Consider the following 16037-nt stretch of genomic DNA (forward strand, 5'->3'; position numbering starts at 1 on the left):
CAGAAATGTTCTCTGACATTCAACGCGCCGAAGCGATAGCCCGCGATCCGCGCAGCCAGCGCGTCCGTCATGCCACGCGTGATCGGCGCCAGCATCACCCGGATCTGACCAAGCTTGCGGGCTGGAAGGCCATGCGCAAGGAATCCGAGCTACCCGAGGGCCGCTGGGCCGAGGAACGTGCCTGGGCGTTGCGCATGGGGCTGACAGGCGCCGACACGATCGAAGACAAGTCGATCCCGACCTTTGCGCGTGGCGAGCTGCCGCATTACGCGGGCATCAACACCTTCCTGAAAGCGCCCTATACCGAGGACGTTCTGGAAGTGGCGAACTACGACGCCACAGTCCTGGGCATTCCCTTTGACGGCGGCACCACCTACCGCCCCGGCACGCGTTTTGGCCCACAGGGGGTGCGCAAGATATCGGCGCTCTATACGCCCTATAACTACGAGATGGGCATCGACCTACGCGAGCAGATGACCCTCTGCGATGCGGGCGACGTCTTTACCATCCCGGCGAATATCGAGAAGTCCTTCGACCAGATCTCGCGTGGGGTGAGCCATGTGTTCTCCTCGGGCTCGCTGCCGATCATGATCGGTGGCGACCACTCGATCGGCTTCCCTTGCGTGCGCGGCATCGCGGAATGCACGTCGAAAAAGATCGGCATCGTCCACTTCGACCGTCATGCCGACATTCAGGAAAAAGATCTGGATGAACGGATGCACACCACGCCGTGGTTCCATTCGACCAACCTGCCAAACGTGCCAGCCAAGAACCTCGTGCAGATCGGCATCGGGGGCTGGCAGGTTCCTCGCGAGGCAGTGAAGGTCGCCCGCGAACGCGAGACCAACATCATCACCATGGGCGACATGGAGAAGATGGGGGTGGACAAGACCATCGAGATGGCGCTCGAAATGGCCTGGGATGGCGTGGACATGGTCTATATGTCCTTCGACATCGACAGTATCGACTGCGGTTTCGTGCCGGGCACCGGCTGGCCCGAGCCGGGCGGTTTCCTGCCGAGAGAGGCGCTGGCCCTGGCCTCGGGCGTCGCCGCCGAAGGGATCTGCGGGCTGGAGCTTGTCGAGGTTTCGCCACCTTACGACACCTCGGACATCACGGCCCTGATGGGCACACGGGTGATCGTGGACGTTCTGGGCTCCATGGTGGCGCATGGCAAGCTCGGCGCCCACAAGCGGCACATCGACAAGCCGGTTTCGCTGCCGCACGGTGAATTCGAGGGCAAGCGCTGGTCCAATCCCGCACCGCACAAGGTGGGCGAATGATCCGCCCCGCCGCAAGCATGAAAGGCGCACACCATGCCGCATGATCATCCCCACCAACCGCACGGTCACCACCATCACGGACATGGTCGGCATCACCACCCGCATGACCACAACCACCCGCACGACGCGGACCACCTGCACAGCCACATGCATCACCACGATGACGCGGCAGACCTTCAGGTGCTGGCGGCGCAATTCATCGACGGCTTTGTCCAGGCCAAGGACAAGACGACCTACCTGAGACTGGCCGGTGTGCCTTTCGAACGCCCTGGCAAGGGCGGGGAGAAGGCTCTGAAACTGGTCGACGTCGAGCTTACCACCGACTGGCAGGTGGGCACCGCCTCGCCGTCCTTCGGCTCGCGCGAGCTGAGCTACCTGCCGTTCCCGGGCGAAATGGTCCGGGAACGCACCAATATGAGCCTGATCTACGTATCCATGGACGAGAAAGCGACGCTGGATCTGCGCGACTTCCTGTCCCACAAGAAGAAAGACATCGAAGCATGAAAATTCTCACGCCCGTAATCGCATCCTTGATCGCCGGCCCCGCACTGGCCCATACAGCCTCTGCGCCGCACCTGCACTCCGGATCATCGATCCTGCCGACGGTCGGCGGCATCGTGGCGGCCCTCAGCATCGGAGCTGCGCTCCTCTACCTCTGGACACGTAGCGCGCGCAAAGATGTAGGGGTCCGTTTCGGACCAATTAGACCGGATCGGCTGCTGGCTACGGAGCATCTCTGGGCCATACATCCGCACTCACATCGGCCATTCGGGCGAAGGCGTCGATGCAGCGCCTTCGCCACGCCTTGTGAAAGAGGTGCAGCGGATCTCTTTGTCGTTCGGCTATGACTGGAAATAACACCCGAGCCCGGGCCGTTGGACAGCTTGGCGCACCTTTGCCCTGCGATTGCAGTCGACGAAACCTGCGCCTCTGGTGATGCGTGACGCTTGGTACGGCAAGCCCCGCTGGCGCCTCGCGCGGCAGGGTTGGCCGCCGAACCGTGCCAAGAATACGGCCCTCAGGACTTTGCCACCGACACGACTCTGCCCTGGAGCGGCCCCCTCAATCACACCAACGGGTCCGGCATTGTAAGAGGAGATTTCGCGCGTAGCTTTCGACCGGACTCCGATGTAAGCAAACCCGATGGAATATTCACGCTTCGAAACAGATGAACGGGCCGGCGACACGGTCGGCGAGATCGCGTACAGACGCATCCGCTCTCACATCGTCAACGGTCGGCTTCAACCTGGCGAGAAGCTCAAACTTGACCGGATGAAGCAGGTCTACGGCGCCAGCGTTACCACGCTGCGCGAACTCCTCAATCGTCTGGCGGTTGAGGAGCTGGTCACCGCCGAAGGCCAGCGCGGGTTTCGCGTGAGCGATGTCAGCGCCGCAGAACTGCGCGAGCTCGCGGCGCTGCGCGGGTTGTTGGAAAGCCATGCGCTGCGGGCATCGATGGACAGGGGCGACCTGGATTGGGAGGCCGCCGTGGTCGCCGCTCACTACAAGCTTTCGGTCGTGGAGCGCGAGCAAATGACGAAGCCGGCCGGCGAAGTGGACCGCTGGGTCTCATGCGACTGGGGTTTCCACAACGCCACCATCGCGGCCTGCGGCCAGCCCGTCCTGCTCCGGACCTACGCGTCGATCTTCGACCGCTTCGCCCGATACCACATGCTGGCGCTGGATTTCCGTGGACAGGGCGTGGTGGACGATCACGCACGCCTGTGCAAACTCGTCATCGCGCGCGACGCGGAAGGGGCCATTGAACTTCTGGCCCGCCACATCGCGACCGGTGTGGAACATGTGCTGGCAACCGGGCGCTTCGACTGAAGGTCAGCTCCGCGCCCATTCCGTGAGCTTGCGGATGGCGAACTCGTAGCCGCGGATTCCGAAGCCCTCGATCTTGGCCGAAGCCGCCTTGGACGGATAGCTGAGGTGACGGAATTCGTCGCGGCGGAACAGCGGCGAAATATGCACTTCGATGATCGGCCGGTCGTAGATCAGCAGCGCGTCGAGGATCGCGATCGAGGTCGAGGTGAAACCCGCCGGGTTCAGCAGCAGCCCCGCGGTCGTCCCGCGGCCCTTCTTGATCCAGCCCATGATCTCGGCCTCGCTGTCGCTCTGGCGAAAGTCGATCCCGACCCCTTCCTCCTCGGCCGTGCGATGGCAGAGCGCCTCGACATCGGCAAGCGTGTCGTGCCCGTAGACCTCGGGCTGGCGGGTGCCCAGCATGTCGAGATTGGGACCGTTGATGACTAGGATGGTGTCGGTCATGGAAGACTCCGGAAGTTAGCCCTTGTACCCGTAGAGGCGGGGAAGCCAGAGAACGAGGTCGGGCAGGAAAGTGATGATGGCGAGGCCCACGATCATCAGCGCGAGGAACGGCAGCAGGTGCCGGATCGTATCGCGGATCGGGGCACGCGTGATCGAGGTCACGACGAAGAGCAGCAGGCCATAAGGCGGCGTCGCAAGGCCGATCATCGTGTTGACGACGACGATCACGCCGAAATGCACCGGGTCTATCCCGAGGGCGACGGCGGTCGGCAGCAGGATCGGCACGATGACCAGGAGGATCGCATTCGCCTCAAGCAAGCAGCCGAGGAGGAGGAGCAGGGCGTTGATCATCAGCAGGAAGCCGACGGCCGAAAGTTCCATGCCCGCCAGCGCCCCGCGGATCACGTTCGGCACCTGCTCGATCGTCACGACATAGTTGAAGGCCAGCGCCCCTGCGATCAGGAAGCCGACCGAGGCGGTCGACCTGGCCGAGGAGCGGACGGTCGCGTAGGCGTCCTTCAGGCTGACGGAGCGGTACCAGACCGTCGACATCAGGAAGGCGTAGAGCGCCGCCAGCGCCGCGGCCTCGGTCGGCGTGGTGATGCCGCCATAGATACCGACCAGCAGGATGACCGGCATCAGCAGCGCCGGGACCGCGCGCAGGGTGATGCGGGGGAGCTCGCGCAGCGGGACCGGCTCATCCACGGGATAGTTGTGGACCCGGGCCTGCCAGGCGTTTGTTACCATCAGCAGCACGCCCAGGATCAGGCCCGGCATGACGCCGGCGAGGAAAAGGAAGCCGATGGAGGTGTCCGAGACGAGCGCGAAAAGCACCATGGGGATCGACGGCGGGATGATCGGCCCGATGATCGCCGAGGCCGCCGTGATCGCGCCGGCATAGGCGCCCGGATATTTTCCGTCCTTGGTCATCAGGTTGATAATGATCCGCCCCATGCCGACCGCGTCCGCGATGGCCGACCCCGACATGCCCGAGAAGATGAGCGAGGAGACGACGTTGACGTGCCCCAGCCCGCCGCGGAAGCGCCCGACCAGCGCGCGGCAGAAATCAAGCAGCCGATCCGAGAGGCTGCCCACGTTCATCAGGTCGGCCGCGAAGATGAACAGCGGGATCGCCAGCAACACGTAGGAGCCATAGAGCCCAGTCAGCATCTGTTCGAAGGCGATGGAAAGATCCTGCCCCTGAAGCAGCAGGTAGAAGATCGACGAGGCGAGCATCGCGTGCCCGATCGGCAGGCCGATCAGGGCGGTCAGCACGATGGCCGCAACAGTGACACCGAATTCCCAGCTCATCAGGACATGTCCCCGCGCGAGGAGGCATCCTTGCGGGACGACGGCGCCTTGTCGCCCCGGGCCGCCGTGTAGAGGATCCAGAGGTAGCGCAGGATCGAGGCGACCGAGAAGATCAGCGCGATCGAATAGAGCCAGTTGAACCGGATATCCAGGTAGGTGGTCTTCTGGATTTTCATGAATGTCACGTAGTCCCAGAGGGCGGGCAACGAGATCGCGTAGATCGCGACCAGCAGAACCGAGAAGACGATCCGGAACTTGCGCCGGGTCTCGGGCCTTACGCTGCTGTAGAGGATGTCGAAGCGGATCTCGTCCTCTTCGCGGGCAGAGACAGACTGTCCCCAGAGAAGGATCCACAGCCACGCGATGACACAGACCTCGACGGTCCAGCCGACCGGGCTGTCCATCACGTAGCGCATAAAGACCTGAATGATGAAACAAGCGAACATGGCAGCGAGAAGAATGGCGGGCACGGCCTCGGCCAGGGCCCTTGCCGTGCGGATCGCCCGGGATGGGATGGTCATCTGCGCCTTCCGGTCAGAGGACGGACACGGGCACGCCGTGTCCGTCGGGGTCTTCGGTTCAGGCGATCACTTGGACAGCGCGTTGATCGCGTCGATCATGCCTTCGGGCCAGCTGTTCGCGAAATCGGACTCGAGGTATTTCTTCTGCGCGTAGTCGCGGAAGGCGATCCGGTCGGGTTCGTAGACCTTCAGCCCCTCGTCCTTGAAGAATTGCACCAGTTCGGCTTCGCGGTCGAGGTGACGCTGGGTGGACTTGGCAATGGCCGTGTCCACCGCCGCCTGAAGGGTGTCCTGCTGCTCGGGGGTGAAGCCGTTCCAAAGCTCTTCGCTGATCGCCAGGAGGTCGAAGCCGACAAGGTGGCTTGTCAGCACGATCTGGCTCGTCACTTCGTAGAACTTCATGTTGTAGTCGTTGGGCAGCGGGTTGTCCTGCCCGTCGATCGCGCCGGTCTGAAGCGCGGTGTAGACCTCGGCGTAGGCCAGCGGCGTCGGGTTCGCGCCGATCGCCTCGCCAAGGAACTGCCAGGCCTCTCCACCGGGCATCCGCAGGGTGATGCCGTCCAGGTCCTCGGGCTTCATGACCTCGGTTTCCGGGGCGAGGTTGACCTGCCGCGTGCCGAAATACACAGGCGCCAGGACATGAATCCCGGCCTCGGCCACCATATCCTTGAGCTGCTGGCCGACATCGCTGTCGAAGGTGGCCTTCAGGTGCTCAGCGTCGCTGAAAAGATAGGCCGAGGTCACGATGGACCATTCGGGTATCTGCTCTGCGATGGTCTGCGGTGCGATCAGGCCCATCTCGAGGTTGCCGCGCTGGATCGAGGTCATCTCGGAGCCCTGAGACACCAGCGTCGCGCCGTTGAAGACCTGCATGTCGAAGGTGTCGGAAACCGCCTCGGCGATCTCTGCAAATGCCTCGGCGCGGATGTCGTTATCGGAAACGACAGAGCTGAGCCTCAGCGTCGGCTTGTCCTGGGCAAAGATGGCGGACGGTAGTCCGAGAATGGTCGCCGCCGCCAGGGCGGCCGCAAGCGCGGTGCGCCGGGTGATATGGGTCATTGTTTTCCTCCCTTGATAGTCTCCGCCTATAGCAGAGTTCTTCGACGTTTCTATAGTATATTTTTATTAATATCCTACGTTTTCTGATTTCGGTATCCCCTTGGACCTTTGGACCCGCTTCATCGCGGCGATCCGGAACGGCGCGTTCGGCGCCATCTACCCGCTGTACCCGGCCCCGCTTTCGATGATCTCGAAGAAGAGCTGACCGGCGAAGGGCTGGGAATAGAGCTGGAAGAACTCCTCTCCTTGCCCGTCTGAGTCGCAGAGGATGTTCACCGCCCGCATCCGCTCCAGCCGGTCCGCCGGCAGGTCGAACCGCGCGGCGAGGACGTCGAAGTGGTTGGGAGACACCTGCGGAGCGTTGAAGCCGAGCATGTCGAGCGCCTCCGCCGTGACTCCGTTCTTACATCCGCGCGCGCCGGTATCGACCAGGACGCCCCCCTTCAGGAACTCCCGGATCGTCCGCTTGACCGTGCTTTCACCCAGCTCGGTGTGCCGTTGGATCGTCCACTTCGAACACCAGATGCCCGAACCATCGTCGCTCGCCTTGTCGGCCAGGAACATTCTGATCTGCTTGCGCGTGGCGCTCCCAAACTTCCGCTCGGCACACGCATTCGCCACCCGCCAGCTCATTGAACCACCCCGAAAGGCGCACGGACGTGCTAATATTGTACAGGTTTTGTAAGAGATTTCACCCTTTTCAGGCGAGTTCGGCGTGACAACGCGCGGGGCTTTCTAAGCGCTTCTACACCCCACCCTACAAATAAGTCATGTTTTTCAGGTAATTTTGGCGATCCCGGCAGGATTCGAACCTGCAACCTGCCCCTTAGGAGGGGGCTGCTCTATCCAGTTGAGCCACGGGACCGCTGCCCCTCCCTTAGCCGCTCATGCCCGCTTTGTCATCTGCTTGCGCGAATTTTCGGCAAGCGCGACACGCGTCTTGTGCGCGGCGGAATAACCGCTAACATTGCAGATATTTAAAGCGTTGAGGAGGCCCGCCCGTGGCAGACGACGATCCCCGCCCGTTGACCCTGAGAGATGTTTCCGAAGCTTCCGGCGTTTCCGAAATGACGGTCAGTCGGGTGCTACGAAACCGGGGCGATGTGTCGGAGGCCACGCGCGCCAAGGTTCTCGAAGCCGCTAAGACACTGGGTTATGTGCCCAACAAGATCGCCGGCGCGCTGGCCAGCCAGCGGGTCAACCTCGTGGCGGTGATCATCCCCTCGATGCGCAACATGGTCTTTCCCGAGGTCATGGCCGGGATCTCGGCTGTGCTTGAGGATACAGAGCTGCAACCGGTGGTGGGTGTCACCGACTACGAGCCCGAGAAGGAAGAGCGCGTTCTCTACGAGATGTTGTCCTGGCGGCCCTCCGGCGTGATCATCGCCGGGATCGAGCATACCGAGGCCTCCAAGGCAATGCTCAAGGCCAGCGGTATCCCGGTGGTCGAGATCATGGATACCGACGGCAAACCCATCGACACCGCCGTCGGCATCTCGCATCGCCGCGCCGGTCGCGAGATGGCCAAGGCGATCCTGCGCGCCGGGTATCAGAAGATCGGCTTTCTCGGCACCAAGATGCCGCTCGATCACCGTGCGCGCAAACGCTTCGAAGGTTTCACCGAGGCGCTCGCCAAGAGCGGCGTCGAGGTGTTGGACCAGGAATTCTATTCCGGCGGCTCGGCGCTGGCCAAGGGGCGCGAGATGACCCAGACCATTCTGGAACGCGAACCCGAGCTTGATTTCCTGTACTATTCCAACGACATGATCGGTGCAGGCGGATTGCTCTACCTGCTCGACGAGGGTCGCGACATCCCGGCCGAGATCGGGCTGGCCGGGTTCAACGGTGTCGAGCTGCTTCAGGGGCTGCCGCGCAAGCTGGCGACGATGGATGCCTGCCGCGAGGAGATCGGGCGCAAGGCCGCCGAGATCATTGCGACGCGGGTCGAAAACCCTGGTGCGGAATTCGACAAGATCATCGAGCTGACACCGAAAATCGCCTACGGGGACACGCTCCGCCGGTAGCGCGCTAGAGGAACGGGCGCCGGGGCAGCGCCTCGGGGTCCGTCACCGCCAGCTCTGCCAGCGCGTGGATGTCGGGCACCCGCAGCTTGCCCTCCGACCAGTCGGCCATGCCATCGGAGCGCAGCCGGCTCAGCGTCTTGTTGGTATGGACCAGCGACAGGCCAAGCGCATCCGCCATGTCCTGCTGGCGGAAGGGCAGCGGCACCTGGCCGGCCTTCTCCAGCCCCAGCCCGCGCAACCGCTGATAGAGCTTCAGCAAGGCCCAGGCGACACGTTCGGTGCCGTCGCGCTGGCCGAGCGTGGCCACGGTCTCGCCAAGGAAATGCTCCTCGGCCGCAGCGATCCAGGTCACATCATAAGCCAGCGCCGGCTGGGTGCGGAACAGCGTCCACAGATCCTCGCGACGGAAGACGCAGAGCCGCATCTCCGTCACCGCCTCGATCGAGTGCATCATCTCGCCCATAACGCTGGCCTGAAGCCCGAGGAAATCACCCGGCAGCACGAAATTGAGCACCTGCCTGCGACCGTTTTCCAGCGTTTTGTCGCGCAAGCCCATGCCCTCCAGAACCGTATAGATCTGCGGCGCGCTTGAGCCCTCCAGCAGGATCTGTGTTCCCGGCTCGACCGAGAGCTCACCGGATTTGAAACCTTCCAGAAAATCCTTTTGCTCCTCGGAATGCGGTGTGAACAACGCGCATTTCTGCATCGGGCAGGTCTGACAGGAAATTCTGTGCATCCGGTGAAATCCTTACTGTTGATACGTCACAGTTAAATGCGGATGCGCGCGGAATGTTCCACGCTCGCCACTTCTTTCCATGGCAGAGCGATATGACACCTAAAGACTGCGCAACACCGCGCCCTTCCTTCTTGATATTTGTCACAGAGCCCTTCGTGGCGGACGACATCGCCACGACCCTGGGTGAAACCTACCCCGGCGCGCGCATCGAATGCGTGCAGGACCACGACGCGGCACTGGCCGCACTCAGCGGACTGCCCCAGGTCGAGATGGCGATTGTGGCAATGACACCGGAAGAGGCACAGACATCCGACCTCGGCAGGACGCTAAGCGACCGACAGGCGCGCATCGTCCTGATGGGAATCGAAGCCGAAGACCACGGCGAAGCCTCGGGCTTTGCCGTGCTGCACCGCCCGTTCAGGACAGCGGACCTTCTGGCGATGCTCCGGATTGCCGGCTGCTAACCGCGTTTCATGAAATCGTCACGCCGCTGTAACATCGCACCGCTACGAGTCGCACCGTCCGCGAAGTAAAGAGTGTCAGGTCGGCGCGGCGCGTCCCCAATCTCCGACCAAAAAAGAAATTTTTATAGCCTTTTCATAAAGATAAGGGGTGGCCACGTGGCCACCCCTTTTTGTTCGTCAACCGCTCCGCCTCACGCGAGGTGACCGGAAAAGAGCGGGCAGCGCACCCGCTCTTCATGCGCCAGCACGCCCGGATCACTCCAGCGCTTCGTCGGTGATGGCGTGGGTCCAGGCGGCCTCGCCCGGATCTTCGGTGATCACCGGATCGGCACCCGCCGACAGCAGCACATCGACGGTACGCTGGAAATCCGCCGGGTCCAGCGCGCCGTTCGAACCGGCGGTGAGCTTGGCGATCTCGCCCATCATGCGCTTCTGGTGCTTCTCGGTCTGCGCGCCGGTGGCGTCGTTCTCAAGCACGATCTCGGCGGCCTCGTCCGGGTTCTCCTCGGCGTATTTCCAGCCCTTCATGGAAGCCGCGACAAAGCGGGTCAGCTTGTCGACCATTTCCGGATCGTCGAGATTCGCCTCGGTGGTGTAGAGCCCGTCTTCGAGGGTCGAGATGCCCTCGTCCTCGTATTTGAACACCACCAGATCGTCCGGTGTCAGGCCCGCGTCGATCACCTGCCAGTATTCGTTATAAGTCATGGTGGTGGCGCATTCGACCTGCTTTTGCAGCAGCGGATCGACGTTGAAGTTGATCTTCTGGATCGTCACCCCGCCCTCGGAGCCGTCGGTGGCATAGCCGAGCTTGGACATCCAGGAATAGAGCGGCAGCTCGTTGCCGAAGAACCAGGTGCCGAGCGTGTGGCCGGGGAAATCGGCGGGAGTCTCGATGCCATGCTCCTTGAGGCAGGTCAGCATGAGGCCCGAGGATTTGAACGGCTGGGCGATATTGACGATGGGAGCGCCGTTCTCGCGCGCGGCCAGCGCCGAGGGCAGCCAGTCGACCATGACATCGGCGCCGCCGCCCAGCAGCACCTGTACCGGCGCGATATCCGGCCCGCCCGGCTTGATCGTCACGTCGAGATCGGCCTCGTCGTAAAAGCCCTTGTCCTTGGCCACGTAATAACCGGCGAACTGCGCCTGGGTGACCCATTTCAGTTGCAGCGTCATCTCGTCCGCCGCCTGCGCCGTGCCGGCGGCCAGGCTCAGCGCGGCGGCGATGCTCAGTTTGGTAAGGGTGTTCATTGTTACCTCCGTGTTGATCTTGTCGTTGGTCCTGTTGAATGCGTTCTGATGTCAGCCCTGCCCGCGCTGTGACGGGTGCCAGAAGGTCACCGCCTTCTCCAGAAGCGCGACACCGCCATAAAAGGCCGATCCCGCAACCGCCGCCACCACGATTTCAGCCCAGACCAGATCGAGCGCAAGCAGCCCGACGCTGGTGGAAATCCGGAACCCCATGCCACGGATCGGCGAGCCGAAAAATTCGGCAACGATGGCACCGATCAGCGCCAGAGTGGTGGCAAGCTTCAGCCCGTTGAAGATGAAGGGCATCGCTGCCGGCAGGCGCAGCTTCAAGAGCGTGGTCCAGTAGCCGGCGGCATAGGTGCGCATAAGGTCGCGCTGCATCGCGGACGTGTCGCGCAGCCCCTCGACGGTGTTCACCAGCATCGGGAAGAACACCATAACGACCACCACCGCCGCCTTCGACTGCCAGTCGAAGCCGAACCACATCACCAGGATCGGTGCGATGCCGATGATCGGCAGGGCGGCGACGAAATTGCCCACCGGCAGCAGGCCCCGGCGCAGGAAATCGAACCGGTCGACCACAATGGCGGTGCCGAAGGCCGCAAGACAGCCGATCACATAGCCGCTGAGCGCGCCCTTGATCACCGTCTGCACGAAATCCTCCCAGAGCACCCCGGTGGAGCCGGCCATGCGTGCCGCGATGGCCGAGGGCGCCGGCAGCAGCACCGGCGAGATGCCAAAGCCGCGCACCGCCGCCTCCCAGACGAAAATCAGCGTGACGCCAAAGATCAGCGGCACCGCCAGCGCGGCTGTCCGGCCCGGCGCCTGCCGCGCCAGCCACACGTTCAGCGCCGATCCTCCGGCCCAGGCGAGGATGCCAAGCAGGATCCACATCAGCCCATCCCCATGCGTTTCAGCGTGGCGCGCTGCACGATGCCGATCAGCCCGACAGCGGCGGCAGCCACGGCGGCGGCCATGAACAGCGCCGACCAGATCTGGATGGTCTGGCCGTAATAGCTGCCCGCCAGCAGCCGCGCCCCCAGGCCCGCCACGGCACCGGTCGGCAGCTCGCCGACGATGGCCCCCACGAGGCTTGCCGCCATGGCGATCTTCAGCGAGGCAAAGAGATAGGGCATCGACATCGGCAGACGCAGCCGCAGGAATTCCTGCCCCCGGGTGGCGTTCCAGGTGCGCATCTGGTCGCGCATCATCCGCGACGGCGAACGCAGCCCCTTCACCATGCCGACCACTACGGGGAAAAAGCTCAGATACATCGAGATCATCGCCTTGGGCAGCAGGCCCGACAGGCCCATGGCGTTCAGCACCACAATGATCATCGGCGCGATGGCGAGGATGGGGATGGTCTGGCTGGCGATCACCCAGGGCATCACGCTCATATCCATGACGCGGATATAGACGATCCCCACCGCCAGCGCGAAGCCCAGCGCCGTGCCCATGCCAAAGCCCAGCAGAGTCGCCGAGAGGGTCACCCAGGCGTGGTAGACAAGGCTGCGCTTGGAGGTGACGTTCTTCTCCACGGTGGTCTGCCAGAGCTCCGTCACCACCTGATGCGGCGCCGGCAGCTTGGGTTTCTCCTGGCTCCAGGTGTCGAGCACCAGTTCGGCGGCACCAAGCGTGCGATCCTGCCGCGCCGCGGTGTCGAGCGCCCATTGCGCGTTGAGCCAGATCGCGGCTGCGTACCAGATCGCCACGATCACCGCGACCACGGTTAGCACGGGAAGCACATGTCTCATCGGTGCCACTCCATGCGCAGCTCGGGCACGGTCTCCGGCGGCTCCGGCGCGATCTCGCCGCCGACCTGCCGGAATCCCTCGCGACGATAGAATTTCTGCGCCCGCAGGTTCGGCGCATTGGTGTGCAGCCAGAGGAAATCGCGCCCGCGCTTGGCCTCGTCCATCAGCGCCTTGCCGCAGCCCGCGTCCGTACGCGCACAGTAGAGCGCCCCAACGCAGCCCGTTTCGGGGTCGAGCGACAGATAGCCCTCGATCGGATCGCCCAGCACCCAGATCTCCCGGTCCGGCAGCGCCTCGCCGATGAACCCCTCCAGCACCTCCGGCGCATGCGCTCGCGGATACCAGGGCGTCTCGTCGATCCAGCGGTTGAGCACAGCGGCGATGCCCGGCACATCCTCCGGCCCCGCCCGTCTCGGGGTCAGCACCGCCATAGTCATGAGAACGCCCCCCAGCTTTCATCTTTCTCCAAATACTCCAACGCAGCACTGGCCAGGATGTGCGGATTTTTGAGTATTTTAAGAAAGATGAAAGGATATCCCGGTCCGATAGCGGCACGGTACAGGCTGGAGAGCCGATGACCGTGAAAGGTGAAGGGGGCGCCCGCAGCCCGACACGCAATGCGGGGCGGCACCGGAGGGCGGAGGGCGTCTGAGGCTCTCCGGACCGCAGCAAGGGGGGCAGCGCGCTCAGTCATAGGCATGCCCCGCCCGCAGCCCCTCGCGCACGCGGTGGGCGATTTCGAGAAATTCCGGCGTGTCGCGGATGTCCAGCGGGCGCTCTTTCGGCAGCGGGCTTTCGATCACATCGGTGATCCGGCCCGGGCGCGGCGACATGACCACAATCTTGGTCGAGAGATAGACCGCCTCGGGGATCGAATGGGTGACGAAGCAGATGGTCTTCTGCGTGCGCGCCCAGAGCGCCAGAAGCTGCTCGTTGAGGTGATCGCGCACGATCTCGTCGAGCGCGCCGAAGGGTTCGTCCATCAGCAGGATATCGGCGTCGAAGGCCAGCGCCCGGGCGATGGAGGCACGCTGTTGCATGCCGCCCGAGAGCTGCCAGGGGTATTTCTTTTCGAACCCGGCCAGATCGACGAGCTCCAGCACCTCTTTTACCCGCTTCGCCTGCACCGGCCTGTCATAGCCCATGATCTCCAGCGGCAGGCGGATATTGCCGCCGATGGTGCGCCAGGGGTAGAGCCCCGCAGCCTGGAACACGTATCCATAAGCGCGCGCCTTGCGGGCCTCCTCGGGGCTGACGCCATTGACCAGAACCGCGCCGGAGGTCGGCTGTTCGAGATCGGCCATGACCCGCAGAAAGGTGGTCTTGCCGCAGCCGGAGGGACCGATGAAGGAGACGAAATCGCCCTTTTCCACCGACAGGGTCACGTCGCGCAGCGCGTGTACCGGGCCGTCATTGGTCTGGAAGGTCAGGCTGACATCGCGCGCGTCGATGATGGCGCCTTCGGTCATGATCGCAGTGTCTCCCTCGGCGCCCGTGCAACGGCGGGCGCCTTGCCGATTGTCATGCGAGGCAAAGGATTACACCCCGCTCGCCGGAATGCCAGAGCGCTCGACCGGGCGCGGCGCGGTCAGTTCCTTCCACGAGGACAGCGCCTTGTTGACGGCGCCCGAGGGCGTGCGCTTGACGAATTTGCCATGTCCTTCCTCGGGCTTCATCTCGCCATCCATCACCGCGACGCGGCCCCGGGTCAGCACGAAGCGCGGCAGGCCCTTCACCTCCTTGCCCTCGAACACATTGTAGTCGATGGCCGATTGCTGGCTGGCGGCGCTGATGGTCTTGGATTTCTCCGGGTCGAGCACCACGATATCCGCATCCGCGCCGACGAGGATCGCGCCCTTTGTCGGGTAGCAGTTGAGGATCTTGGCGATATTGGTCGAGGTGACGGCGACGAATTCGTTGGGCGTCAGCCGCCCGGTGCCGACGCCATAGGTCCAGAGCATCGGGATCCGGTCTTCGAGCCCGCCGGTGCCGTTGGGGATCTTGGTGAAATCGCCGACCCCATAGCGTTTCTGATCGGTGGTAAAGGCACAATGGTCGGTCGCCACGCAGGAGAGCGAGCCGGAGGCCAGCCCGTTCCACAGGCTGTCCTGATGCATCTTGTTGCGGAAGGGCGGCGACATCACCCGGCGGGCGGCATGATCCCAGTCCTTGTTGAAATACTCGCTCTCATCGAGCGTCAGGTGCTGGATCAGCGGCTCGCCCCAGACACGCTTGCCCATCATGCGGGCGCGGCGGATGGCCTCGTGGCTGTCCTCGCAGCTCACATGCACCACATAGAGCGGCACGCCGGCCATATCGGCGATCATGATGGCGCGGTTGGTGGCCTCGCCCTCGACCTGCGGCGGGCGGGAATAGGCGTGGCCCTCGGGGCCATTGTTGCCCGCCGCCAGCAGCTTGGCGGAGAGCTCGGCCACCACGTCGCCGTTCTCGGCATGCACAAGCGGGATGGCGCCCAACTCGGCGCAGCGCTGAAAGCTGGCATAGAGCTCGTCATCGTTCACCATCAGCGCGCCCTTATAGGCCATGAAATGCTTGAAGGTGGTGATGCCGCGCTCTTTCACCACGGTTTCCATCTCGTTGAAGATCTGCTCCGACCAGGAGGTGATCGCCATATGGAAGGAGTAATCGCAATGGGCGCGGGTGGATTTGTTGTCCCACATCTGGAGCGCGTCGAGCAGGCCCTGATCGGGCGAGGGCAGCGCGAAATCCACCACCATGGTGGTGCCGCCGGCCAGCGCGGCGCGGGTGCCGCTCTCGAAATCGTCCGAGCTGTAGGTGCCCATGAAGGGCATTTCCAGATGGGTATGCGGGTCGATCCCGCCGGGCATGACATAGCAGCCGCTGGCGTCGAGCACCTCGTCGCCTTTGAGGTCAGGGCCGATCTCGACGATCTTGCCGCCGTCGACGAGCACGTCCGCCTCGTAGGTCAGATCGGCGGTGACGATGGTGCCGCCCTTGATGACTTTGGTCATTGGTTCTCTCCCTTGCAACACCCGCCCCGGACTTGATCCGGGGCCTCGCCGCCGGAGTTCAGAGGATGGTGTGTGTCAGATCGTGCCAATTCGGGTTGGCCCTTGTGATAAGCGCATCCTTCCACGCCCGCCGCCAGCGCTTCAACTGCCGTTCGCGTTTGAGCGACGTTTCGAAATCCTCGTGCTGCTCGAACCAGACCAGCCTGCGGATCTTGTATTTGGCAGTATGCGCTGACAGCCCCGCGCGATGCGCCTCGGCTCGTGCCCGCAGATCGCCGCTGCGCCCGATATAAAGCGCACCGCCCGGACGCGAGGCCATGATATAGACGTAGTGCGCCATGGCCGCAGTTGAGCGAGACAGGGTTAACGG

General features: G+C 63.5%; 18 protein-coding genes and 1 tRNA gene. 5 read left to right on the top strand and 14 right to left on the bottom strand.

The genetic code is table 11. The features are described from left to right. The first annotated feature begins 5 nt into the window (after positions 1-5). The 3 genes from I6N89_RS15710 (at position 6) to I6N89_RS15720 (ending at position 3113) form a co-directional block, all read left to right on the top strand. Positions 6-1283, top strand: coding sequence for an agmatinase family protein (locus I6N89_RS15710; protein WP_207019368.1), 1278 nt, complete (start codon positions 6-8; stop codon positions 1281-1283). 147 nt (positions 1284-1430) lie between these two features. Next, on the top strand, positions 1431-1787 hold the full coding sequence (locus I6N89_RS15715) for a hypothetical protein (protein ID WP_236016669.1): 357 nt from the start codon (positions 1431-1433) through the stop codon (positions 1785-1787). 639 nt (positions 1788-2426) lie between these two features. Next, positions 2427-3113 (top strand): GntR family transcriptional regulator, encoded by a 687-nt coding sequence (locus I6N89_RS15720; RefSeq protein ID WP_207019370.1) that lies wholly within the window; start codon positions 2427-2429, stop codon positions 3111-3113. A 3-nt stretch (positions 3114-3116) separates the two neighbouring features. Here the strand turns inward: I6N89_RS15720 and I6N89_RS15725 are convergent, their stop codons facing one another. The 6 genes from I6N89_RS15725 to I6N89_RS15750 all read right to left on the bottom strand — a co-directional run bounded on the left by I6N89_RS15725 (position 3117) and on the right by I6N89_RS15750 (position 7313). Then, on the bottom strand, positions 3117-3557 hold the full coding sequence (locus tag I6N89_RS15725; RefSeq protein ID WP_207019371.1) for a type II 3-dehydroquinate dehydratase: 441 nt from the start codon (positions 3555-3557) through the stop codon (positions 3117-3119). Between the two features lie 15 nt (positions 3558-3572). Then, the gene (locus tag I6N89_RS15730) at positions 3573-4868 is read right to left on the bottom strand and encodes a TRAP transporter large permease (RefSeq protein ID WP_207019372.1); all 1296 of its coding nucleotides are present in this window, start codon (positions 4866-4868) and stop codon (positions 3573-3575) included. Next, a complete protein-coding gene (locus I6N89_RS15735; protein WP_207019373.1) occupies positions 4868-5389 on the bottom strand; it encodes a TRAP transporter small permease in 522 nt (173 codons plus the stop codon). The genes I6N89_RS15730 and I6N89_RS15735 overlap by 1 nt, the downstream gene beginning before the upstream one ends. Before the next feature lie 66 nt (positions 5390-5455). Further along, complete coding sequence (gene dctP, locus I6N89_RS15740; protein ID WP_207019374.1) at positions 5456-6448, bottom strand: TRAP transporter substrate-binding protein DctP; 993 nt, start codon at positions 6446-6448, stop codon at positions 5456-5458. Between the two features lie 156 nt (positions 6449-6604). Further along, on the bottom strand, positions 6605-7012 hold the full coding sequence (locus tag I6N89_RS25505) for a hypothetical protein (protein WP_236016670.1): 408 nt from the start codon (positions 7010-7012) through the stop codon (positions 6605-6607). Between the two features lie 224 nt (positions 7013-7236). Next, positions 7237-7313, bottom strand: a tRNA-Arg gene (locus tag I6N89_RS15750). A gap of 136 nt (positions 7314-7449) precedes the next feature. On the opposite strand from I6N89_RS15750, the gene I6N89_RS15755 reads away from it, so the two are divergent. Further along, positions 7450-8472, top strand: a complete 1023-nt coding sequence (locus I6N89_RS15755; RefSeq protein WP_207019375.1) for a LacI family DNA-binding transcriptional regulator — start codon at positions 7450-7452, stop codon at positions 8470-8472. 4 nt (positions 8473-8476) lie between these two features. Here the strand turns inward: I6N89_RS15755 and I6N89_RS15760 are convergent, their stop codons facing one another. Further along, complete coding sequence (locus tag I6N89_RS15760) at positions 8477-9208, bottom strand: Crp/Fnr family transcriptional regulator (RefSeq protein ID WP_207019376.1); 732 nt, start codon at positions 9206-9208, stop codon at positions 8477-8479. A gap of 155 nt (positions 9209-9363) precedes the next feature. Here I6N89_RS15760 and I6N89_RS15765 point away from each other — a divergent pair, with 155 nt between their 5' ends. Then, entirely contained in the window at positions 9364-9672 is a 309-nt protein-coding gene (locus I6N89_RS15765) for a hypothetical protein (protein ID WP_207019377.1), read from the top strand. A gap of 255 nt (positions 9673-9927) precedes the next feature. Here the strand turns inward: I6N89_RS15765 and I6N89_RS15770 are convergent, their stop codons facing one another. The 7 genes from I6N89_RS15770 to I6N89_RS15800 form a co-directional block, all read right to left on the bottom strand. Next, positions 9928-10920, bottom strand: a complete 993-nt coding sequence (locus I6N89_RS15770) for an ABC transporter substrate-binding protein (RefSeq protein WP_207019378.1) — start codon at positions 10918-10920, stop codon at positions 9928-9930. A 51-nt stretch (positions 10921-10971) separates the two neighbouring features. Beyond that, entirely contained in the window at positions 10972-11814 is an 843-nt protein-coding gene (locus I6N89_RS15775) for an ABC transporter permease (RefSeq protein ID WP_419247625.1), read from the bottom strand. Further along, a complete protein-coding gene (locus I6N89_RS15780; protein ID WP_076700282.1) occupies positions 11814-12674 on the bottom strand; it encodes an ABC transporter permease in 861 nt (286 codons plus the stop codon). The genes I6N89_RS15775 and I6N89_RS15780 overlap by 1 nt, the downstream gene beginning before the upstream one ends. Further along, complete coding sequence (locus tag I6N89_RS15785) at positions 12671-13111, bottom strand: GNAT family N-acetyltransferase (RefSeq protein ID WP_207019379.1); 441 nt, start codon at positions 13109-13111, stop codon at positions 12671-12673. The genes I6N89_RS15780 and I6N89_RS15785 overlap by 4 nt, the downstream gene beginning before the upstream one ends. Positions 13112-13360: 249 nt before the next feature. Further along, entirely contained in the window at positions 13361-14143 is a 783-nt protein-coding gene (locus tag I6N89_RS15790; RefSeq protein WP_207019380.1) for an ABC transporter ATP-binding protein, read from the bottom strand. 69 nt (positions 14144-14212) lie between these two features. Next, entirely contained in the window at positions 14213-15667 is a 1455-nt protein-coding gene (hydA, locus tag I6N89_RS15795; protein ID WP_207019381.1) for a dihydropyrimidinase, read from the bottom strand. Between the two features lie 58 nt (positions 15668-15725). Further along, positions 15726-16007, bottom strand: coding sequence for a GIY-YIG nuclease family protein (locus I6N89_RS15800; RefSeq protein WP_207019382.1), 282 nt, complete (start codon positions 16005-16007; stop codon positions 15726-15728). Positions 16008-16037 lie beyond the last annotated feature (30 nt).

Origin of the sequence: Salipiger abyssi, from assembly GCF_017311415.1 — a bacterium.
In the GTDB taxonomy this organism is placed as follows: domain Bacteria; phylum Pseudomonadota; class Alphaproteobacteria; order Rhodobacterales; family Rhodobacteraceae; genus Salipiger; species Salipiger abyssi_A.